At 65.8% G+C, this 20,134-nt stretch carries 21 protein-coding genes; 10 read left to right on the top strand and 11 right to left on the bottom strand.

All coding sequences use genetic code 11. The features are described from left to right. Positions 1–2 precede the first annotated feature (2 nt). Positions 3–830 carry a MetQ/NlpA family ABC transporter substrate-binding protein gene (locus KY494_RS06370; protein WP_219890320.1) on the bottom strand — a complete coding sequence of 276 codons (828 nt, stop codon included), beginning with the start codon at positions 828–830 and terminating at the stop codon, positions 3–5. Positions 831–851: 21 nt separating this feature from the next. Continuing rightward, positions 852–2,066 carry an acyl-CoA dehydrogenase family protein gene (locus KY494_RS06365; RefSeq protein ID WP_219890319.1) on the bottom strand — a complete coding sequence of 405 codons (1,215 nt, stop codon included), beginning with the start codon at positions 2,064–2,066 and terminating at the stop codon, positions 852–854. 254 nt (positions 2,067–2,320) lie between these two features. On the opposite strand from KY494_RS06365, the gene ssuE reads away from it, so the two are divergent. The 5 genes from ssuE to KY494_RS06340 are packed head-to-tail and all read left to right on the top strand — an operon-like array spanning position 2,321 to position 6,803. Beyond that, positions 2,321–2,941 carry an NADPH-dependent FMN reductase gene (ssuE, locus tag KY494_RS06360; protein ID WP_219890318.1) on the top strand — a complete coding sequence of 207 codons (621 nt, stop codon included), beginning with the start codon at positions 2,321–2,323 and terminating at the stop codon, positions 2,939–2,941. 31 nt (positions 2,942–2,972) lie between these two features. Continuing rightward, positions 2,973–3,977, top strand: a complete 1,005-nt coding sequence (locus KY494_RS06355; protein WP_219890317.1) for a sulfonate ABC transporter substrate-binding protein — start codon at positions 2,973–2,975, stop codon at positions 3,975–3,977. Between the two features lie 12 nt (positions 3,978–3,989). Continuing rightward, the gene (ssuD, locus tag KY494_RS06350; protein ID WP_219890316.1) at positions 3,990–5,150 is read left to right on the top strand and encodes an FMNH2-dependent alkanesulfonate monooxygenase; all 1,161 of its coding nucleotides are present in this window, start codon (positions 3,990–3,992) and stop codon (positions 5,148–5,150) included. A gap of 1 nt (position 5,151) precedes the next feature. After that, on the top strand, positions 5,152–5,943 hold the full coding sequence (gene ssuC, locus KY494_RS06345) for an aliphatic sulfonate ABC transporter permease SsuC (protein ID WP_219136339.1): 792 nt from the start codon (positions 5,152–5,154) through the stop codon (positions 5,941–5,943). 17 nt (positions 5,944–5,960) lie between these two features. Next, a complete protein-coding gene (locus tag KY494_RS06340) occupies positions 5,961–6,803 on the top strand; it encodes an ATP-binding cassette domain-containing protein (protein ID WP_219890315.1) in 843 nt (280 codons plus the stop codon). On the opposite strand, the gene KY494_RS06335 is transcribed toward KY494_RS06340, so the two are convergent. Continuing rightward, a complete protein-coding gene (locus tag KY494_RS06335; RefSeq protein ID WP_219890314.1) occupies positions 6,748–7,470 on the bottom strand; it encodes an HAD-IA family hydrolase in 723 nt (240 codons plus the stop codon). The two genes, KY494_RS06340 and KY494_RS06335, sit on opposite strands and share 56 nt — an antisense overlap. A 55-nt stretch (positions 7,471–7,525) precedes the next feature. Beyond that, positions 7,526–7,993: an META domain-containing protein gene (locus tag KY494_RS06330; protein ID WP_219890313.1), complete on the bottom strand. Its 468-nt coding sequence runs from the start codon at positions 7,991–7,993 to the stop codon at positions 7,526–7,528. 149 nt (positions 7,994–8,142) lie between these two features. On the opposite strand from KY494_RS06330, the gene KY494_RS06325 reads away from it, so the two are divergent. From KY494_RS06325 to KY494_RS06310, 4 genes are all read left to right on the top strand, one after another. Next, a complete protein-coding gene (locus KY494_RS06325; RefSeq protein WP_219890312.1) occupies positions 8,143–9,084 on the top strand; it encodes a hypothetical protein in 942 nt (313 codons plus the stop codon). Further along, entirely contained in the window at positions 9,081–10,556 is a 1,476-nt protein-coding gene (locus tag KY494_RS06320; protein ID WP_219890311.1) for a PLP-dependent aminotransferase family protein, read from the top strand. Before KY494_RS06325 ends, KY494_RS06320 begins: the two co-directional genes overlap by 4 nt. Before the next feature lie 97 nt (positions 10,557–10,653). Continuing rightward, complete coding sequence (locus tag KY494_RS06315) at positions 10,654–11,862, top strand: benzoate/H(+) symporter BenE family transporter (protein WP_375143458.1); 1,209 nt, start codon at positions 10,654–10,656, stop codon at positions 11,860–11,862. A gap of 181 nt (positions 11,863–12,043) precedes the next feature. Further along, entirely contained in the window at positions 12,044–12,586 is a 543-nt protein-coding gene (locus KY494_RS06310; RefSeq protein ID WP_219890310.1) for a gamma carbonic anhydrase family protein, read from the top strand. Here the strand turns inward: KY494_RS06310 and KY494_RS06305 are convergent. From KY494_RS06305 to KY494_RS06275, 7 genes are all read right to left on the bottom strand, one after another. Then, the gene (locus KY494_RS06305; protein ID WP_219890309.1) at positions 12,559–13,500 is read right to left on the bottom strand and encodes an acyl-CoA desaturase; all 942 of its coding nucleotides are present in this window, start codon (positions 13,498–13,500) and stop codon (positions 12,559–12,561) included. The genes KY494_RS06310 and KY494_RS06305 overlap by 28 nt on opposite strands. Next, positions 13,500–13,817 (bottom strand): DUF3144 domain-containing protein, encoded by a 318-nt coding sequence (locus KY494_RS06300; RefSeq protein WP_219890308.1) that lies wholly within the window; start codon positions 13,815–13,817, stop codon positions 13,500–13,502. The genes KY494_RS06305 and KY494_RS06300 overlap by 1 nt, the downstream gene beginning before the upstream one ends. A 70-nt stretch (positions 13,818–13,887) precedes the next feature. Further along, a complete protein-coding gene (locus KY494_RS06295; protein WP_219891499.1) occupies positions 13,888–14,382 on the bottom strand; it encodes a gluconokinase in 495 nt (164 codons plus the stop codon). An 8-nt stretch (positions 14,383–14,390) separates the two neighbouring features. Then, positions 14,391–14,894, bottom strand: a complete 504-nt coding sequence (locus KY494_RS06290) for an OmpA family protein (RefSeq protein ID WP_219136330.1) — start codon at positions 14,892–14,894, stop codon at positions 14,391–14,393. A 16-nt stretch (positions 14,895–14,910) separates the two neighbouring features. Beyond that, positions 14,911–16,179, bottom strand: a complete 1,269-nt coding sequence (locus tag KY494_RS06285; RefSeq protein ID WP_258194700.1) for a diguanylate cyclase domain-containing protein — start codon at positions 16,177–16,179, stop codon at positions 14,911–14,913. An 8-nt stretch (positions 16,180–16,187) separates the two neighbouring features. Further along, positions 16,188–16,775 (bottom strand): YfiR family protein, encoded by a 588-nt coding sequence (locus KY494_RS06280; protein WP_257572300.1) that lies wholly within the window; start codon positions 16,773–16,775, stop codon positions 16,188–16,190. 197 nt (positions 16,776–16,972) lie between these two features. Next, a complete protein-coding gene (locus tag KY494_RS06275) occupies positions 16,973–18,625 on the bottom strand; it encodes a Na+/H+ antiporter (RefSeq protein WP_219136328.1) in 1,653 nt (550 codons plus the stop codon). A 189-nt stretch (positions 18,626–18,814) separates the two neighbouring features. On the opposite strand from KY494_RS06275, the gene KY494_RS06270 reads away from it, so the two are divergent. Continuing rightward, on the top strand, positions 18,815–20,113 hold the full coding sequence (locus KY494_RS06270) for a cytochrome c (protein WP_219890306.1): 1,299 nt from the start codon (positions 18,815–18,817) through the stop codon (positions 20,111–20,113). The last annotated feature ends 21 nt before the right edge of the window (positions 20,114–20,134 follow it).

Here is a 20,134-nt window from a genome sequence, read left to right as displayed (position 1 = left end):
GCTTATTTGGCTGCTGTTTGCAAGGCTTGCTGGTAATCGGGTTTCGAGTAGCCGGCAAAGTGTTTATTCGTGATGTCGAGGAATTCGCGCGAGCGGTAGGCGGCCGCCAGGTCCTTGGCGAACTGCTTGTCCTTGTCGGCCGTGCGGATGGCCACCAGGTTGATGTAGTTGGGCGAGATTTTCTCGGCCACCAGCGCCTCCGTCAGTTTCAGCCCCGACGCCAGCGCGTAATTGCCGTTGATGAAGGAGTAGTCGGTGTCGCCCAGCGAGCGTGGCAGCTGCGCCGCTTCCAGCGGCAGCAGCTTGATTTTCTTCGTGTTGACGGCGATATCCTTTTCCGACGCGCGCACGGGGTCGAAGCTGGCGCGCAGCTTGATCCATCCCAGCTGGTCGAGCAGCACCAGCGCGCGCGCCTGGTTGGTCGGATCGTTCGGCAAGCCCACCGTCGTGCCTTCCTTCACGTCGTCCAGGGTCTTGTGCTTCTTGCTGTAGATGGCGATCGGCGCCGTGGGGATCGTGATCAGGTCCGTCAGGGCCAGCTTGTGCTCCAGCGCGAATTTCTTCAGGTAGACGATGTGCTGGAATACGTTGGCGTCCAGCGAACCCTCGGCCAGCGCGAAGTTCGGCTGGATGTAGTCATTGAATTCCACCAGCCTGACCTTGTAGCCCTGCTTTTCCAGTATCGGCTTGATGCCCAGCTTGATCTGGTCCGCGTACGGCCCGGCGCTGGTGCCGATGGTGATCTCTTTCGGGTCCTTGGCGTGGGCGAAGCTGGCCGTCAAGGCCAGGGTCAGGGCGCTGAGGAGGATGCTGCGGCGGGCGATGGTCATGCGGGCTCCTTGGTGAGTGAATTATGAATATGCCGTCGGTTCGGGCACCGTGCCTGTCAAGGCAAAGCGTCCCAGGTCGCGCAGCTTGTAGTCGATGGGGTCGTGCAGGGTATGCACGCGCACGTTGCGCCAGTAGCGGTCGAAGCCGTACTGGGCCGAGGTGGAGCGGGCGCCCGTCAGCTCGAACATCTGGCTGCTGATCTCCAGTCCCGCCTTGTGCGCCAGGCATTTGGCTTCGGCCACGGCCACGGCCAGCAAGCCCCGTTCGCGCGCCGTCACCAGCGCGCCCTTGCGGAACACCTTTTCCAGTTCCTGCGCCGCGCCGTCAGCCAGCACTTGCGCGGGGCGCAGCAAAAGCCACAGCTGGCCGTAGCGGTGCTGCACCAAAGGGTCGTCCGTTGCCCTGGCCACGCCCGAGGCAAACCAGGCTTTCGCCTGCTCGTTGGTGTAGCGGCGCGCCGCCTCGAACGCGCCTTCGGCGATGCCCAGGTATAAATTGGCCATGATCAGCTGCGCGATCTGCGAGCGCACGGTCGCTTGCGGCGTGGCGGCCTGCGCGGGCGCCTGCAGCACCAGCGCGTGGGGCAGGGCGACCGCCTGGAAATGCACATTGCCGCTGTCCGTCTGGCGCTGGCCGAAGGCGTCCCAGTCCGCCTGCACGGTCACGCCATCCTGGCGCGTCGGCAGGGCGGCGATCAGCGCCGTCTGCGTGGGTGCGTGCCAGGCGGAGACGGTCAGCCAGTCGGAACCGACCGAGCCGGAAGAAAAGCTCTTGATGCCGTCGAGGATAAAGCCACTGTTGGTGTCGCTGGCCGTGACCCGTTTGTCGAGGGGGTTCAAGGCATTGCCCCAGAACAGGCGCTCGTCGACGGTCAGGGTGAGCAGGCGGCGCTGCTGCTGCGCGCTGCCATACAGCTGCAGGCCGGCCAGCTGCAGATGGTGGAAGCCGAAGACATGCGCCAGCGCGCTGTCGGCGCGCGCCAGGATGCGGATCACCTGGTACACGAGGGGCCACGAAGCGCCCTGGCCGCCGAATTCCACGGGGATCGACAAGGTCAGCAGACCCGACTCGCGCAGCCATTCACGCTCCTGCGCCGCATGGCCGCCGGCCTGGTCGCGGGCATTCGCCGTTTCGGCCAGGCGCGCGGCCAGCGAGGTGGCGATGCGGATGGCGTCCTGCAAGGGTTCCGGCACGGGCGACAGGGGAAGGGTGGCATGGAGTAAAGCGCTAGACATGAGTGACATTCCAGAAAGACGATGAGGCCGATATTGCACCGCCAGGCGCGTGCCGTACACGAAGAAAACCGCGCATGGATATGCGAAAAAAGCCATGTGGGGAGGAGCGCCTTCGCTTGCGGGGCGTCAGCCCCGGATAGTCAAAAAACGCATATCGAAGCGCGAAAGCATTCGTTTTGCCGGGCGGCTGATGGCGATAGGCTGCAAGCATCCGAGCAACGCCACTTTCGACCACCTACAGGGACGGGCATCACATGAGCATCTTGTTATTGGGCGGTAGCCCGCAACTCCCATCGAGTTCCAGTCGCCTGCTGCTGCATATCGGCGAGCAGCTGGCGCTGCAGGGCCACAGCTACGCCAGGCTGCATGTGCGCGACCTGCCGGCGCGTGCCTTGCTGCTGGCCGACTACGACGACGTGGCGATTGCCCGCGCCGTGCGCGCCGTGGCCGACGCCGATGCCATCGTGATCGCCACGCCCATCTACAAGGCGTCGTATACAGGGCTGCTGAAAGCCTTCCTCGACCTGCTGCCGCAAGATGGCCTGGCCGGCAAGCTGGTGCTGCCGCTGGCCACGGGCGGCGGCCATGCCCACACCCTGGCGCTCGACTATGCGCTGCGCCCCGTGCTGCATGCGCTGGGCGCCAAGCAGGTGTTCACCAGCATTTACGTCAATGCGCAGCAGCTGGCCTGGCACGAAGAGCGGGGCCTGAGCCTGGACGCGCCGATTGCCGAACGCGTGCAGGCCGGCATCGAGGAGCTGTCTACCGGCCTGTTCGTGCTGCAGGGCCGGCGTCCGCCCGCGCCAGCGGAGGTCCCGCATCCCGTGCGTTCGCTGCAAGACCAGCCTTACGCTCCCCAGTTTCAAGCCGCCTGATTATTTGTTACTTACCAACCAAGGAAGCACCATGACACACCGCCACGCACAACGACTCTCGCGCCGTACCACTTTGGGCCTGCTGTTTGCCGCTGCCGCCGGCGTGATGACGGCCGGCATGCCGGCCGCGGCGCTGGCGCAGGCCAAGGGGGAGGTCCAGGTGCGTATTGGTTATCAGAAATACGGCACCCTGACCCTGCTGAAAGGGCGCGGCACCCTGGAAAAACGCCTGGCCGAACAGGGTGTGGGCGTGAAATGGACGGAGTTCCCGGCCGGCCCCGTGCTGCTCGAAGGCCTGAACGTGGGCAGCATCGATTTCGGCACCGTGGGCGAAGCGCCGCCGATCTTTGCGCAGGCGGCCGGTGCCAACCTGGTGTATGTCGGCAATGAGCCGGCGTCGCCGGCCAGCGAAGCCATCGTCGTGCCCAAGGGCTCCGGCCTGCGTACCCTGGCCGACTTGAAGGGCAAGAAAATCGCCCTGAACAAGGGCTCGAACGTGCATTACCTGCTGTTGAAAGCGCTGGAAAAGGCCGGCGTCGCGTATGCCGACATCCAGCCCGTCTTCCTGCCGCCGGCCGATGCGCGCGCCGCTTTTGAACGGGGCAGCGTGGACGCCTGGGCCATCTGGGACCCGTTCCTGGCGGCCGCCGAAAAGCAGCTGGGCGCGCGCGTGCTGGCCGACGGCAAGGGCCTGGTGGCGAACTACCAGTTCTACCTGGCCTCGCGCACGTATGCGGAAAAGCATCCCGAGATCCTGCGCATCGTGCTCGAAGAAGTGGCCAAGGTCGATGACTGGGGCCGCAACAATCCGGACGAAGTGGCGACGATTTTGTCGGCGCAGACTGGGCTGAGCAAGGATGTCGTGGCGCTGGCCGCCTCGCGCTATGCGTATGGCGTGAAACCCGTTTCCGTTGACGTCATCGCTTCGCAGCAAAGGGTGGCCGACGCCTTTTCCAGCCTGAAGCTGATTCCGAAACCGATCGTTGTCAAGGACGCGCTGCTGCCGGCGCGCCAGCTCGCTACCAGCACAAAATAAGGAAAAAATATCATGTCATTGAATGTCTTCTGGTTCATCCCCACCCACGGCGACAGCCGCTACCTGGGCACGTCGCAGGGCGCGCGCCCCGTCGATGCCGATTATTTGCGCCAGGTGGCCGTGGCCGCCGACACGCTCGGCTACGACGGCGTGCTGCTGCCCACGGGCCGCTCCTGCGAAGACGCCTGGGTGGTGGCGTCGTCGCTGATCAGCGTGACGCAAAAGCTCAAGTTCCTCGTGGCCGTGCGGCCCGGCCTGTCCACGCCGGGCCTGGCCGTGCGCATGGCGTCCACCTTCGACCGCCTGTCGAACGGGCGTCTCTTGATCAACATCGTCACGGGCGGCGACCAGGGCGAGCTGGAAGCGGACGGCCTGTTTGCCGACCACGCCAAGCGCTATGAAATTTCCGATGAATTCATCAAGGTGTGGCGCGCCACCCTGGCGGGCGAGGGCGGCGCGGCCGGCTACGATTTCGAGGGCAAGCATATCCAGGTCAGAGGCGCGAAAACCCTGTACCCGCCCGTGCAGAAACCGTATCCACCGCTGTATTTTGGCGGCTCGTCGGAGCCCGCGCATGAACTGGCGGCCGAGCAGATGGACGTCTACCTGACGTGGGGCGAGCCGCCCGCCGCCGTCGCCGAGAAAATCGCCGACATCCGCGCGCGCGCGGCAAAAAAAGGCCGCACGGTCCGGTTTGGCATCCGATTGCACGTGATCGTGCGCGAAACGAACGAGGCGGCCTGGCGCGCGGCCGATGAACTGATCAGCCACCTGGACGACGACATCATCGCCAAGGCGCAGGCGGCGTTCGGCAAGATGGATTCCGTGGGCCAGCAACGGATGGCGGCCCTGCATGGCGGGCGGCGCGACAAGCTCGAAGTGTCGCCGAATCTGTGGGCCGGCGTGGGCCTGGTGCGCGGCGGCGCGGGCACGGCCCTGGTGGGCGACGGTCCGACCGTGGTGGCGCGCATGCAGGAATACGCGGACCTGGGCATCGACACCTTCATTTTTTCGGGCTATCCGCACCTGGAAGAATCGTACCGCTTCGCCGAACTGGTGTTCCCGCTGCTGGGCAAGGGCAAGGCCGTGGGTGAGCAGTCACTGACGGGGCCTTTCGGCGAAGTCATGGCCAGCAATATCGTGCCGGCCGCGCCACAGAAAAAGGCGGCCTGAGATGGCGACGGCCACCGTCAAGCATCCGCCCGGCACGCCATGGCGCAATGCATTGGCGCCGTGGGCCTTGCCCGTGGCGCTGCTGCTGGCCTGGCAACTGGCCGCGCAGTGGGGCTGGCTGTCGAGCCGCATCCTGCCCGAGCCGTGGGCCGTGGCGAAAGCCTTCTGGCACCTGGCCGCGTCGGGCGAATTGTGGCTGCACCTGAAAACGAGCTTGTGGCGCGCGACGCTCGGTTTCGCCATCGGCGCGGGACTGGGCTTGCTGCTGGGGCTATTGACGGGCAGCTTCCGCCACGCGGAAACCCTGCTCGACACGACATTGCAAATGGTGCGCAACATCCCGGCCCTGGCCCTGATCCCGCTGGTGATACTGTGGTTCGGCATCGACGAGACGGCGAAACTGTTTCTGCTGGCCGTCGGCGTGTTCTTTCCCGTCTACCTGAACACCTTCCACGGCATCCGCTCGGCCGACCAGGGCTTGATCGAAATGGCGAAAAGCTACGGCTTGTCCGGCTGGCCCCTGTACCGCGACGTGATCCTGCCGGCCGCCATGCCCTCCATTTTAGTTGGCGTGCGCTTTTCGCTGGGTCTCGTGTGGGTGCTGCTGATCGTCGCCGAAACCATCTCGGCGCAGGCCGGCATCGGCTACATGACCATGAATGCGCGCGAATTCCTGCAAACGGACGTGGTGCTGGTGGGGATTTTGCTGTACGCCTTGCTGGGCAAGCTGGCCGATTTATTCTCGCGCCGGCTGGAACGCCACTGCCTGCGCTGGAATCCCGCCTACCGATAATGAGGAAAGAAAAAACCATGCTGCTCGCCCCCATCCAGATCGAAACGGATTTTTTGTCGCACTTCGTGCAGTACGACCCGGCCAGTGCGCCCCCGCAGGCGAAGGTAGCTCCGCAGGCTCCCTTGCAGCGCAGGGGCGTGCCGCTGGAACTGACGAACCTGAGTAAATCCTACACCAGCCGGTCCGTGCTGAACAACGTCGACCTGCAGCTGGAAGCGGGAGAATTCGTCGCCATCGTGGGGCGCAGCGGCTGTGGCAAGAGCACCTTGCTGCGCGCGATCGCGGGGCTGGAAAGCATCGATGAAGGCAGGGTCGCCATCGGCAGCGGCGTGGGCGCGCCCGACATCCGCATCATGTTCCAGGAGTCGCGGCTGCTGCCGTGGAAAACGGTGCTCGACAACGTGGCCTTGGGGCTACCCCGCTCCGTCGGCGCGGCGGCCGCCTCGCTGTGGACGGTGGGCCTGGCCGAGCGGGCGGACGACTGGCCGGCGGCCCTGTCGGGCGGGCAGAAGCAGCGCGTGGCGCTGGCGCGCGCCCTGGTGCACGAACCGCAATTGCTGCTGCTTGACGAGCCCCTGGGGGCGCTCGACGCCCTGACGCGCATCGAGATGCAGCAGCTGATCGAGTCGCTGTGGCTGGCGCGCGGTTTCACGGCCGTGCTGGTGACGCACGATGTGGCCGAAGCGGTGGCGCTGGCCGACCGGGTGCTGCTGATCGAGGAGGGGCGGATCACCCTGGACGTGCGGGTGGACTTGCCGCGCCCCCGTCAGCGCGGCCATGCGGCTTTCGCCGCGCTGGAGCAGGCTATCTTGTCGCGGGTGCTGCAGCAGCAGGGTCAGATGACTGCGCCAGCACGATGAAACCATCGTCATCGACGGTCGCCACGATGTTCTCATAGCTGGCGATGGCCGGATGGCGCGTGGCCAGCGGGTGCGCATGCGTGGCGGTGACCACCATGATTTTCGCTCCCGCCGCTTCGCCCGCCTCGATGCCGACGGACGCATCCTCGAACACCAGGCAATCGACGGGCGCCACGCCCAGTTTTTCCGCCGCCAGCAGGTAGCAATCGGGTTTTGGTTTACCCGCCTTGACGTCTTCCGCCGTCACCATGATGGCGGGAATGGGCATGCCGGCCGCCTTCAGGCGCGCCGTCGCCAGCGCGCGCGGCGCCGAGGTGACGATGGCCCATTGCGCGGGCGGCAGCGACTGTAAAAAGCGCAGCGCGCCCGCGATTTCAATAATCCCTGCCACATCGATGATTTCCGCATCCGTGATGCCCTGCGATTCGCGTTGCGCGTCGATGCCGGGCAAGCGCAGTCTGGCGATGGTATCGACCGAGCGCGCCCCGTGGATGGTGGGTAAAAAGGTCGCTACATCGAGGCCCTGGCGCTGCGCCCAGGTGCCCCAGATGCGTTCGGCGGCGGCGATGGAATTGATGACGGTGCCGTCCATGTCAAACAGAAAAGCCCGATAGCGGCCGGCGGCCGATGGTGGCGGGGGTGAAAACGGCGAGGGCAGTGCGGACATGGCTTCCTTCCGGATGATGGGCTGGAAGCCATTGTAACGGCAGTCGATTTTTATTTCACAGGTAGACCGATTCAAAACGGGCCACGGGCGCGCCATCCTTGAGCAGGATCAGCTTCTCGCCCTCAAGCTGGTAGCCCGTCACGCTGTTCAAGTTGGCCAATACCGCGCTTTCCAGCTGCATCAGGGGCGGCGGGCAGGCCATGCGCGTGCCGGCCAGTTGCGTGAAACGCAGGGCCGTGCCAGCCAGCGTATAGCCACCCATCACGCGGTTGCAGCCCGTAAAACCCTGGACCTTGCCATCGTCGGTGAGGGTGATGCGCACTTCGCGCTCCTGCTGCGGCGCCATCGTCACCGGGGCGCCATCGAGCTGCGTCAGCTTCCAGTAGGTATTCGTCAGGCTGGCCTGCGGCGCCAGGCCGTTGTCTGGCCTGGCGCTGTCGGACGTGGCGGCGCAGCCGCCGGCCATGGCGATGGCGGCGGCGAGGGACAGGTATTTGAGACGATGCGTCAGGCGATGCAGCATGGGATGCTCCTGTGAGGGGGGATGCCCGCACATTAGCAGATTTTTCGTGCCGGCCAGCGTACCGTAGCGGCGATTGCTTTCCATTTTGCCAGCCTTGGCATTAAACTCATGCTTTCTGCTGTTTCAACCTTGATCGGGGAGCCGGGCCGATGCTGCAAGCGCAAACGCTGGATAATCGACTGGTCGCCACCACTGGCGACGACGTGCTGGTCGACCGCATCGTGCCCGGCGCGCCGCTGGTCATCGCCTTCGGCTTCGTTTCGTGGACCACGCGCCCCGCCTTCGATTTTTATGGACGCCTGAGAAAACTGGAGCAGGTCAGCGGCCAGCATCTGAACAAAATCCTCGTGCGCGATTCGGGCAATGCCTGGTATCACCGCCAGATCGCGGGCCTGGGTAATCACGTGGATGAAACGGCGCAGGCCCTGCGCGAGCTGGTGCGCCGCATCGCGCCAAGCCAGGTCACTACCCTGGGCCAGTCCATGGGCGCATACGCGGCCGTCATGTTTGGCTTGCTGCTGGACGTGCAGCAGATCGTCGCCTTCGGTCCGTTGTCCTTCCTCGACGTGCGGCAGGCGCGTTTGTATCACGAGCTGCGCTGGCTGCCCGTGATGGAGTCGCTGGCGCAGGATCCACCGCCGTCCGGCTATTACGACCTGGCGTCCCTGTGCCGCGCCAGGGCGACCGAGCATACGCAGCTGCACCTGCTGTTCGGCACGCGGCCTGACGCGGCCAGCTCTGGCGCCAGTGCCAGCGAATCGGTGAATCTCGACGCCATGCACGCGCAGCGCCTGGCCGCCTTCGGCCGCTGCACCCTGCACCCGTTTCCCCAGTCGGGCCACGCGGTGGTGCAGCACCTGATCGACACCAAACGGATCAACGGCTTGCTGGCCCGCTGCATACTCGGTCTCACGCTGGAAGATGAACCGATGCCGGAGATCGGCGCCGCCTGGCAGGACTGGGTGGCGGAAAACCTGCGTTTGGGCTGCGCCCGCGAACAGCTGGTCGCGGTGCTGCAGCAGCACGGCTTTTCGCCGGCCAGCAGCATGGCGGCCGTGGAGGCGGCCCGCGCCGCGCCGAAAGCTCCATGACGCCGCAGTTCGAACTCGACACCCTGAAAATCCGCCTCGCCGCGCCTGAACTGGCGGCGCTCGACTTGCGCGTGCGCGTGCAGCGCGCGCTGCGCCAGCTGATACTCGATGGCGTGCTGGCGCCCGGCCTGCGCCTGCCGGCCACGCGCGCGCTGGCGCAATCGCTGGGCGTGTCGCGCGACACGGTGGAAATGGCGTACGCGCAGCTGCGTCTCGATGGCTACATCGAGCGGCAGACGGGATCGGGCAGTTTCGTGTCGGCGACGATAGGCGCGAGCTTGCTGGGCAAGTCGTCTTCGGCATTGCGGCCCGCGTCCGCGCAGCCGGTGGCCCTCAGCATGCGCGGCGCGCAGATTCTCGCCAGCGGCGGCGTGGCCGACCAGCAGAGCGTGAAGGCGTTTGCCACGGGCTTGCCGGAAACGCGCGCCTTTCCCCTCGCCGTGTGGGAGCGCTTGCGGCGCCAGGCGGCCAGCGAACACCAGGCCGGCGTCCTGCTGCACGGCGACCCGCAAGGCGCGGAGCCTTTGCGGCAAGCCATCGCCGACTATGTCAACCTGGAGCGGGGCGCGCGGGCCACGGCGGATCAGGTGCTGGTCTTGAGCAGCACGCGCCAGGCCCTGTACCTGTGCGCGCAGGTGCTGGCCGACGCGCATGGCCCGATATTGATGGAAGATCCCGGCTATTTTGGCGCGCGCAAGGCGTTCGAGATGGCGCAATTGCAGGTGCTGCCCGTGCCGGTCGACGCGCAGGGCTTGTCCATCGACCACCTGCGCGCGGACCGCAGCGGCGCCAACACGGTGTACGTCACGCCGTCGCATCAATACCCGACGGGCGCCACGCTGACACTGGAGCGCCGCCTGGCCCTGACGGCCTGGGCTGTGGAACGCCAGGGCTGGATCATCGAGGACGATTACGACAGCCAGTTTCACTATGCGGGCTTGCCGACGGCTTGCGTGCAGGGGCTAGACACACAGCAGCGCACGATCTATCTGGGCACCTTCGCCAAGTCGCTGTATCCGGGCCTGCGCATCGGCTACATGGTGCTGCCGCCCGCGCTGGTGACGCCGATGACCTATGCGCGCAGCATCCTCGATGGTCACACGCCGCAACTGGATCAGCTGACACTGGCCCGTTTCATCGCGGACGGCCATTTCGCGGCCCATGTGCGCGCCATGCGCAAGGTCTATGCCGTGCGCCGCGACGCGATGGCGCAGGCCGTGCGGCGCCACTTGCCGCACGTGGTCACGGCGCAGCTGCCGCCGGGCGGCTTGCAGATGCCATGTTTGCTGCACGAGGGCAGGGACGAGCTGGAAACGCTACGCCGGGCGGCCCAGGCGGGCATCGTGCTGCCCGGTCTGAGCCGGCTGTATGCGACGCCGCCGGCCCGTGGCGGCTGGCTGCTGGGCTTTGCGGCGCTCACGCCGCACGAGATCGACAGCGGCATCGTCCGCCTGGCGCGCGCCTTGGGCTGATGCCGTCAAAGTGGTCTGTTATATGTGTTTGAATTGGACTGCTTGAGCAGTCCATATGGCCATTAAGATGCTCCCTTTCAATGGCAGGGGCATACACATGACAACCACCACCACAACAACCGCCGCCATGGCCGACCGGCTGCGCTGGCGCGATCTTGCGGCCCCCACGCTGGCCGCCTGCATCTCCGTGTTCGTCAACTATGGCGGCACCTTCGTGCTGGTGTTTCAGGCGGCCCAGCTGGCCCAGCTGAGCGCGGCGCAGACGGCATCCTGGGTCTGGTCGCTGAGCATCGGCGTGGGCGTGACGGGCATCTGGCTCAGCTATCGCTACCGCGCGCCCATCATCACGGCCTGGTCCACACCCGGCGTGGCCTTCCTGGCCACCGTCATGCCGCACACGCCGTATGCCGAGGTGATCGGCGCCTACATGGTGTCGGCCATCGCCTTCATTCTGCTGGGCATGTCCGGCGCCTTCGAGCGCCTGGTGCGGCTGATTCCTGGCGGCATCGCGGCCGGTTTGCTGGCCGGCATTCTGCTGCAGTTCGGCGTGAATGCGTTTGGCGGCGCCAGCGCCGACCCGCTGCTGGTGGCGGTGCTGCTGCTGTCGTACGCCGTGCTGCGCCGCTTCACGGCACGCTTTGCCGTGGTGGGCATCATGCTGATCGGCCTGGCACTGCTGCTGGCGCAGGGGCGCATCGATGCGCACGGCATCGAACTGGCCCTGGTCGCGCCCGTCTTCGAGATGCCGCGCTTTTCCGTGGCGTCGCTCTTGGGCGTGGCGCTGCCCCTGTTCCTGATCACCTTGACGGGGCAATACATGCCCGGCATGCTGGTGCTGCGCAATGACGGTTACCCCGTCAGTGCCAATCCCATTTTGACGGTGACGGGACTCGGTTCGCTGCTCATGGCGCCGTTCGGCGCGCACGCCTTCAACGTGGCCGCCATCACGGCCGCCATCTGCACGGGCAAGGATGCCCATGCGGACCCGTCGAAACGCTATGTCGCGGGGCTGGCGTGCGGCGTGCTGTACATCCTGGTGGGCATCTTCGGCGTCACCCTGGCCAGCCTGTTCATGGTCTTGCCGCGCAGTTTTATTACGGCGCTGGCGGGCCTGGCCCTGCTGGGCGCCATCGGCAACAGCCTGGCACAGGCGATGGCGGACGTGCGCATGCGCGAAACGGCGCTGATCACTTTCCTGGCGACGGCGGCGAACGTGACCTTGCTGGGCGTGGGCGGCGCCCTGTGGGGGCTGGCGGCCGGCCTGGCGGCGCATGGGCTGATGCATGGCTGGCGCAAGGCGGCTTGACGGCGGCATAGCCATTTTGCCAGCCGCCGCATACAATTGCTGCGCCCGTGCCCGTTGGCACCGTACTTTTCCCGATGTGAACGATGGCCGAGTTGAGCTCCCTGGCGCATGGCCTGGCGATTTTTGCGCTGGCCGCCGGCTGGGTGTGAATGTTTATTAATTAATGAAAAGCGAGAAAGCGATGCCTGTCAGCTCCTACCTGAATACCCGTCCCGTCGTGGGCGAGCGCGTCTACCTGCATGACACGGCGCAAGTGATTGGCGATGTGCAGATCGGCGACGACTGCTCCATCTGGTGCAACAGCGTGCTGCGCGGCGACGTCAACCGCATCGTCATCGGCGAGGGCAGCAATATCCAGGACTTTTCCATGGGCCATGTGTCGCACAAGAATGCGGCCAAGCCCGACGGTTCGCCCTTGACCATCGGCAAGTACGTGACCATCGGCCACTCCGTGATTTTGCATGGCTGCACCATTGGCGACGAATGCCTGATCGGCATGGGCAGCATCGTCATGGATGACGTGGTGGTGGAAAAACACGTGATGCTGGGCGCGGGCAGCCTGGTGTCGCCGGGCAAGGTGCTGGAAAGCGGCCATCTGTACGTGGGCCGGCCCGCCGCCAAGGTGCGTGCGCTGACGGACGCCGAGATCGCCTACCTGCGCTATTCGGCCGAGCATTACGTACGCGTCAAAAACAATTACCTGGCCGGTGGCGACGCCGCCTGATTGTCGGCATGATCGAGGCGGCGCAGTTCCGGGCGCGGCGCCAGGTCTTGCGGCAGGCGCAGGCCGGACACCAGGCCCATGCGTTGCCACAGCAGCAAGACCCACCAGCCCGGGTCCCATTCGCCCGGCAGCAGGCCCAGCCTGGCCGAGCCCGGATACGCGTGGTGGTTGTTGTGCCAGCATTCGCCCATGGTCAGCAGCGACGTCAGGCGGATATTCCTGCCTTGCACGGCGGCGCCATCGACATGGAAGTGCATTTGCCCATGGTTGTGGGCGAAGTAGCCGATCAGCCAGTGACCGAGCACGCCGGCGCTGACCCGCGCGCACACTCCCCAGCAGACGAAGCCCCAGCCACCCCAGGCGTAGAACAGCACGGCCCACGGCAGTTGCTGCAGCATCCAGGTGGCTTCCAGAAAACGGTAAAAACGGTCGTGCCCGATGCGCGGCTCGATGGCGACGTGCGGCGGATGGTCGAGGTCCAGGCGGCAGTGTAATTGCCACCAAGCATCGCGCCAGAAACCGGCGCCGTGGCGCAAATAGGGGTGACAGTCGGGCAGGCGCTGGGCATAGTCGCGCAGTTCGTGCTGGCGAAGCAGGCCCAGCGGGCCACTGAGTCCCACCAGCACACCCAGGTAGACGAGTACATATTCCAGCCATGTTGGGCAATGAAAGCTGTCGTGGATCAGTTTGCGGTGGCTGCCCAGCGAGTGGCCGAACAGCAGGACGATGGCCGTGCCGCTGACAAACAGCAGCAGGCCGGTCCAGCTGAAGAAAAACAGGGCGCCCGTCACGGCGCCGGCCAGCATGGCCATCAGCCACAGCGAGGGCAGAGGCGCGTAGCGCACCGCGCCGTCGAGCACGCTGCCGGCGTGCGTGGCGCGGACGCGGTGGCTGTCCAGGCTGACTGCGGACATCAATCCTTGGGGGCGGACGACGGTTGCGTGTACTTGTCGAAGTTGGTGATGTAGTCGTTGAAGTTGTCGGTCAGCATGCGCTTGTACTGTTCCGTGAAGAAGGCCACGGCGCCTTCCTTCTCTTCCTGCATCTTGGCCACGTCGTTGCTCTTGCTGGCGACGAGGAAGGCGTTGAAGCGGGCGGCCGCGTACAGCAGCGAGGTGGCTACTTCATTGCCGCCGCTATGCTGGCATTGCTCGTTGGCCAGGGCGATGACCTGGTCGGCGCGTTCCCAGAATTCCGGGCCCGGTGCTGGTTTTGTTGTTGGTGTGTTCATGAAAATCCCTATGAAAGTGCGCGCCAGTCTACACAGGGGGCCGCGGGCTGTCCAGCCGCGCGGCTGCCGGTCAGGACGCCTGCAGGATCTGTTCCAGCAAAATGGGCAGCGGCTGGCGGATGTCGAGCACGATGCCGGCCTCGTCCGCTTGCAGGGGCTGCAGGGTGGCCAGCTGGCTGTCGAGCAGGCTGGGCGGCATGAAATGGCCGGGACGCTGCATGCGGCGCTCCAGCACGGCGCGCGGGCCGTCCAGGTGGACAAGGCGCAGGGCCGGGTCGCCTTCGCGCAGCACGTCGCGGTAGGCGCGCTTCAGGGCCGAGCAGGAGACGACCAGGCCGCCGCCTTGCGCGCGGGCCGTGGCGATCCGGTCGCGCAGGGCGGCCAGCCAGCCGGCCCGGTCGGCATCGTCGAGCGCGATGCCGGCCGCCATCCTGGCCACGTTTTCCGGGGAATGCACGTCGTCGCCTTCCACGTAGGGCACGTGCAAGGCGTCGGCCAACAGGCCGCCGACGGCGCTCTTGCCGCAGCCGGAGACGCCCATCACGACCCAGCGCGCGGCGGGCATACCCACGCTCAAGGCGCCGAGACGATGACGGTGACGCGGCGGTTTTCCGCCTGGCCAGCCTTGGTGGCGTTCGAGGCCACGGGCTTGCTCATGCCCAGGCCCTTGACGACGATATTGCCGCGTGGAATGCCGGCCACGCCCATCGCATCGGCCACCACGTTGGCGCGCGCCAGCGACAGCTTGTTGTTGAGCAGTTCGGCACCTTCGTTGTCCGTATGGCCTTCCACGCGCATGTGGGTGATGCCCACTTTCAGCAGGGCGGCGCTGATTTTCTGGATGGCGGCCCGGCTCGGCGCCGTCAGGCTGGAAGCGCCGAAATCGAACAGCAGCTTGTCGGTAAAGCTCAGTTCCCAGCCTTCGTCCGTCTGGTTGAAACCTTGTTCCTTCAGGGTGGCGACTTGTTCGGCGTTGAACAGCGGTTTTGTCTCTGGCGTGCTCTGGCAGGCGGCCAACAGGCCCAGCATGAACAGACCGAGGAAGCCGCGGCGTAATTGCTTGTAGATGAATTGCATGGTGTTGCTCCTTGGTTCAGGGGTGAGTGTGGAGGTGCGGGGGTTGCGGCAGGCGCGCCACCTGGCGCGTGCCGCGCTGCGCCTGCTTGGCGCGGTACATGGCTTCGTCCGCCGCGCCCACCAGCGAGACGGCGTCGATGGCGTGATCGGGGAAGACGGCCACGCCGATGGTCAGCGAGCTGACGATGCTGTTGCCGGTAGGCAGTTCAATGGCTTGCGCCATGGCGGTGATGATGTTGTCGGCGATGTGCATGGCGTCGCTGCTGTTGCGCAGCGGCTTGAGCAGGATGGCAAATTCGTCGCCGCCCAGGCGCGCCACCAGGTCGCCCTCGCGCAATTGCTGCTTGATGCGCGCGGCGATCGTCACCAGCACGCGGTCGCCCGAGGCATGGCCAAACGTGTCGTTGATGTACTTGAAGCGGTCGCTGTCGAGGAACAGCACGGCCACCTTGCCATTGCCGATGCGCGCTTCGAGGATGGCGCGTTCCAGTTCCGCTTCCATGAAGGCGCGGTTCGACAGGCCCGTCAGGCTGTCGTGGTTGGCGCGGTGCGACAGCGAGGCGTGTTCCTTTTGCAGATGGCTTTGCCACGCTTCCAGTTCGTCGAGCAGGGCGTTGAAGTCGTCATTGATCTGGTTCAGTTCGGCGATGTTGGCGGGCGGCACGCGCAATTCGAACGAGCGGTCGCGCCGCACGCGGTGGGCCGTTTCCGCCAGGTGGCGCAGGGGCGAGGTGATTTCTGTTTCCATGCGGCGCGACAGGCGCACGGCGACGACCAGGCTCAGCACGAGGCAAGCGAGCAGGCAGGACAGTCCGCTCAGCAGGAAGGGCAGCAGGCTGCGGCTGTGCGGCACCAGCTTGATGCTGCCGATGGCCTGCTCATTGCGCATGATGGGGAAGGTCAGCGAATCGGGCAGTATCCAGCCCGTCAGCGCGCGTTCGATGGAGTAGCGCGTGCCGTGCTGACCCCGTTCCCAGCGGGCCAGCACCTTGCCGGCCATGTCGCTCACTTGCGCCTGGTCAACATCTTCATTGACGCCAATCAAGGCCAGCGCTTCCCTGGCGGCCATGGAGTCGCCAAAGACGACGGCCCCTTCCACCGTGTAGCTCATCGAGCGGGCCACCAGGCGCAGGTTCTGGTCCGAATACACGCGCAAGGCCAGCAGCGCCACGGCCGTCAGGGTCAGGCCGGCCGCCAGCACGGCGATCAGCGACACGCTCAGGTGGGCGCGCCGCAGCACGCTGTCGAGCGTGGGGCGGGGCTGGCGGGCAGATTTATTGCTCATGCGGGCGCTCATGGCGGCGCTGCCTTGCGACGTGCAATTTGCAAGGCGTTCGGATGCACGCGCAGGCCGCTGCGGGCGATGGCGTCGAGGTTGACGTCAAAACCGATCTGCGCGTCGTTCAGGCGCAGGCAGAACATGGTGCCCACGCTGCAGGACGTGCCAGGTTCGGCGACCGATAAAATCGGTTTGCCGATGATCTGCGCCAGCAGGTGTTCGCGCTCTCCCTCGGGCAGGCTGCCCAGGTAGATGACGTCGCAGTCGCCGGCAGCGGCGGCCGCCGCCGGGACTTTCACGCGGATGCGCTGGCCCAGGCTGGAGGCGGGTTTGTCGACGATGGCCGCCCCGTAGCGGGGGGCACCGAGCATGCAGACGCGCACTTCCGGATGCGCCACGGGCCAGCGCACATAGCTGATGATGCCAAACAGGACCTGGGCCACTTCGGCCGGCCGTCTGGCGTCGGCCGCCGCGCCCGTCTGCGCCCACGCCGCGACCGGCGCCAGCACGCCGATGGCGAACAGCGAGGCCAGCAGCGAGGTCAGCAGCACGGGCAGGGCGGGCGGCGCGCAGCGCTGCCGGTGGCGGGGGGAGGAGGGCACGGCGTCGGGTATCTTTATGCAGGTCGGGCGGCTATTCAAATTCTTACTCAACAACACAGACTGTACGGAAGTCCATGCTGAAAGTAAATCATGGCGCTATGCCATGCAATCTTGCATTATAAACACGAATGCTGAAACTTGCATTCTTTACCATGAGAATTGACTGATCGACACTATTGCCGTGCAACAGAGTGTTGCTATTCTTCCAGTGTCGCTTCCAGCAAGTCGATTTCGCGCAGCAGGCGCAAATGGATGGTGTCGTCCAGTTCGCCCGAGATGCGGCGGCGGTACAGTTCATCGCGTTCCGCGTTCAGCGCTTCCAGGCGCAGCGCCCGTTCGGCCTTGGCCAGTTCCTGCAGCCGCGTCGCCTCGTCGTTGCTGCTTTCGCCGTACGCGAGGCGGCGCCGGTAGGCTTCGATCAGGCGGTTGGCCGCCTCGGTGACGACTTGCTGCTTGTCATTCTTGTCGATGCCTTCGCACACTTTTTCCAGCCGCGCGATGGCCGCTTCGGCGGCGGCGGCGCGGGCATCGCGCTCTTCCGTCGAGCGGCGCGCGGGCGGCGCGAACACCAGGCCCTTGGTCAGCAGGGGCAGGGTGACGCTGGCCAATATCAGCGACAGCAAAATCACCCCCATGGCCAGGAAGATGACCAGGTCGCGCGCGGGGAAACGATTTCCGTCAGGCAAGAACAACGGCAGGGTCAGGATGCCGGCCAGGGTCAGCGCGCCGCGCACGCCCGCAAACGAGGCCACCAGCAGCAGGCGCAGGCTGGGGCGGGCCAGCAGCGCCGCGTCCTTCGGTTCGCCGGCCATTTTCTTGTGGTGCTTGAACAGGGTCAGTTTCATCGAGATGAAGACCCAGATGAAGCGCATGAAGGTCAGCCCCACCGTGATGGCGACGACGAACAGGGGCAGTTTCCAGGCGCTGCCGGCGCCCACTTCCATGGAGGCGGCGGGCAAGCCGGCCACGGTGGTGGGCAGTTGCGCGCCCAGCATGACGAAGATCACGCCATTCAAGACCAGTTGCACGGTATCCCACACGGCCTTGCGCTGGGTGCGCGTGGCGGCCAGCGGGCGGCCGATCAGGTCTGCGTAATGCATGGACACGCCCGCCGTGGCGGCGGCCAGGATGCCCGAGCCGTGGATTTGTTCGGCGCCCAGGTAGGCGGCGAACGGAATCAGGATGCTGATGAGGATTTGCAGGCCCGGTTCCTCACCGACCTTGCTCACCAGCCATTTATTCGCCAGGCCCACGCCCCACGAGATGGCCAGGCCGATGACGATGCCGCCGCCCGCTTCCTGCAGGAAACTCAGCGAAGCGGCGCCGATGGAAAAGCCGCCCGTCATCATGGCGCCGACGGCAAACGTGAAGCAGACCAGGCCCGAGGCGTCGTTGAGCAGGGATTCGCCTTCGAGGATGTGCATCAGGCGCGGCGGAATCGGATTGCCGGCCGCGATCGCCGACACGGCCACGGGGTCCGTCGGCGAGAGGATGGCGCCCAGCGCGAAGGCGACGGCCAGCGGCACGCTGGGAATCAGCCAGTCGATGAAGAAACCCATGCCCAGCACGGTAAACAGCACCAGGCCGATGGCCAGCATCAGGATCGAGCGCGCATCGGAAAAGAAGGCGCCCTTGGGAATGCGCCAGCCATCGAGAAACAGCAGCGGCGGGATGAAAAGCAGGAAGAAAATGTCGGGATCGAGCGGCACTTGCACGCCAAACAGGGCCAATCCCGTGCCGCCGGCGATCTGGATCAGGGGCAGCGGCAGCTTGACCCAGCGCGAGCGGGCGAGAAAGCCGCACAGGACGACGGTCAAGACGAGGATGAGGATGATGGTAACGGTATGCATGAAGGAGCGGCGGCGTGCTGAAACGCTGATTATAAGGCGCAGTCCGCCCGCGGCGTTGCCTGCGTGTCATTGCGTACATACAACAAGTCACAATCGCGGTAAGATTGCCCCTATCATTGTCATAATCCGCCCTGTTGCCGCCGTCCGTGCGCGGCAGGCGCGTGCTTAGCCTTTTATCGGACTCCTGTTTTGCTCAAAAAGATTTTCACCGGCCTGCTGCTGTCGCTGGCATTGCTCATCGTGGCGGCCCTGGCTGCCTACTTGTATTACTGGCGCCCCGCGCTGGCGCCCATCGATCCGCCTGCCGCCACGGCCTTTTCCCCGCAAGTGGTGGAGCGGGGCCGCATCCTGGCCGGCATGGGCAATTGCGCCGCCTGCCATACGGCCCAGGGCGGCGCCGACTACGCGGGCGGCAATGGCCTGGCCACGCCGTTCGGCACGATTTATGCCACGAATATCACGCCGGACCGGCAGACGGGCATCGGCCGCTGGTCGCTGGCCGCCTTCCAGCGGGCCATGCGCGAAGGCGTGGGCCGCGATGGCGCGCATTTGTTTCCCGTCTTTCCGTACACCCACTTCACGCTCGTTTCCGACGCGGACCTGACGGCCTTGTACGCGTATTTCATGACGCGCCCGCCCGTGTATGCGGTCGCGCCCGCCAACAGCGTGCCGTTCCCCCTGAACCTGCGGCCCTTGCAGGCGGGCTGGAAGTTGCTGTTTTTCAAGCCGGCCAGGTATCAGCTTGACCCCGCGCAAGGGCTGGACTGGAACCGGGGCCGCTACCTGGCCGAGGGCCTGGCCCATTGCGCCGCCTGCCACACGCCGCGCAATGCGCTGGGCGCCGAGCTTGCCGGCTCGTCGTATCTGGGCGCTTCCATCGATCACTGGTATGCGCCGGCCTTGACCAGCGCCAATACGGCACCGTTGCCGTGGACGCAGGACGAGCTGTACGCCTTCCTGCGCACGGGGGCGACGGCCTTGCACGGCGTGGCGGCCGGCCCCATGTCGGCCGTCGTGCACGAAGGCATGGGCGCGTCGCCCGACGGCGATATCCGCGCGCTGGCCACGTATTTTGCCGGCGTGGCCGGCGTAGAGCAACGCCAGGTCGATACCGATACCGTCGTGAAAGCCGGCATCGCCCGCTCGCAGCGCGTCAGCCTGGTCGACAATGACCGAGGCGCCAGCCTGTACGTGGCCGCCTGCGCATCGTGCCATTCGAACAGCGATGGAAAACCCACAGCCCTGCGTCCGGAACTGAGCCTGAACAGCGCCGTCAGCGCGCCCGATCCCGCCAACCTGATCCAGGTGATATTGCACGGCATCAGCAAGGATGACGCCATGCCCGGCGTGCTGATGCCCGGCTTTGCCTCCTCGCTGACGGACAACGACGTGGCCCAGCTGGCCGCCTATCTGCGCCGCAGCCGCAGCACCCAGCCGGCCTGGACGAACCTGGAAGCGGCCGTGGCGCGCGCGCGCGCCGGCAAGTAATTCTTGAAAGTGTCTTAAATA

The sequence above is a fragment of the Janthinobacterium sp. PAMC25594 genome (assembly GCF_019443505.1).
Taxonomy (GTDB): Bacteria; Pseudomonadota; Gammaproteobacteria; order Burkholderiales; family Burkholderiaceae_D; genus Janthinobacterium.
Note: the sequence above shows the minus strand (reverse complement) of the source record. Positions and strands in the feature narration are given on the sequence as shown.

Bases quoted from the DNA above. Each gene is read 5' to 3' on its own strand.
- KY494_RS06370 (WP_219890320.1), bottom strand. From the start codon at position 830: ATGACCATCGCCCGCCGCAGCATCCTCCTCAGCGCCCTGACCCTGGCC.
- KY494_RS06365 (WP_219890319.1), bottom strand. From the start codon at position 2,066: ATGTCTAGCGCTTTACTCCATGCCACCCTTCCCCTGTCGCCCGTGCCG.
- ssuE (WP_219890318.1), top strand. From the start codon at position 2,321: ATGAGCATCTTGTTATTGGGCGGTAGCCCGCAACTCCCATCGAGTTCC.
- KY494_RS06355 (WP_219890317.1), top strand. From the start codon at position 2,973: ATGACACACCGCCACGCACAACGACTCTCGCGCCGTACCACTTTGGGC.
- ssuD (WP_219890316.1), top strand. From the start codon at position 3,990: ATGTCATTGAATGTCTTCTGGTTCATCCCCACCCACGGCGACAGCCGC.
- ssuC (WP_219136339.1), top strand. From the start codon at position 5,152: ATGGCGACGGCCACCGTCAAGCATCCGCCCGGCACGCCATGGCGCAAT.
- KY494_RS06340 (WP_219890315.1), top strand. From the start codon at position 5,961: ATGCTGCTCGCCCCCATCCAGATCGAAACGGATTTTTTGTCGCACTTC.
- KY494_RS06335 (WP_219890314.1), bottom strand. From the start codon at position 7,470: ATGTCCGCACTGCCCTCGCCGTTTTCACCCCCGCCACCATCGGCCGCC.
- KY494_RS06330 (WP_219890313.1), bottom strand. From the start codon at position 7,993: ATGCTGCATCGCCTGACGCATCGTCTCAAATACCTGTCCCTCGCCGCC.
- KY494_RS06325 (WP_219890312.1), top strand. From the start codon at position 8,143: ATGCTGCAAGCGCAAACGCTGGATAATCGACTGGTCGCCACCACTGGC.
- KY494_RS06320 (WP_219890311.1), top strand. From the start codon at position 9,081: ATGACGCCGCAGTTCGAACTCGACACCCTGAAAATCCGCCTCGCCGCG.
- KY494_RS06315 (WP_375143458.1), top strand. From the start codon at position 10,654: ATGACAACCACCACCACAACAACCGCCGCCATGGCCGACCGGCTGCGC.
- KY494_RS06310 (WP_219890310.1), top strand. From the start codon at position 12,044: ATGCCTGTCAGCTCCTACCTGAATACCCGTCCCGTCGTGGGCGAGCGC.
- KY494_RS06305 (WP_219890309.1), bottom strand. From the start codon at position 13,500: ATGTCCGCAGTCAGCCTGGACAGCCACCGCGTCCGCGCCACGCACGCC.
- KY494_RS06300 (WP_219890308.1), bottom strand. From the start codon at position 13,817: ATGAACACACCAACAACAAAACCAGCACCGGGCCCGGAATTCTGGGAA.
- KY494_RS06295 (WP_219891499.1), bottom strand. From the start codon at position 14,382: ATGCCCGCCGCGCGCTGGGTCGTGATGGGCGTCTCCGGCTGCGGCAAG.
- KY494_RS06290 (WP_219136330.1), bottom strand. From the start codon at position 14,894: ATGCAATTCATCTACAAGCAATTACGCCGCGGCTTCCTCGGTCTGTTC.
- KY494_RS06285 (WP_258194700.1), bottom strand. From the start codon at position 16,179: ATGAGCAATAAATCTGCCCGCCAGCCCCGCCCCACGCTCGACAGCGTG.
- KY494_RS06275 (WP_219136328.1), bottom strand. From the start codon at position 18,625: ATGCATACCGTTACCATCATCCTCATCCTCGTCTTGACCGTCGTCCTG.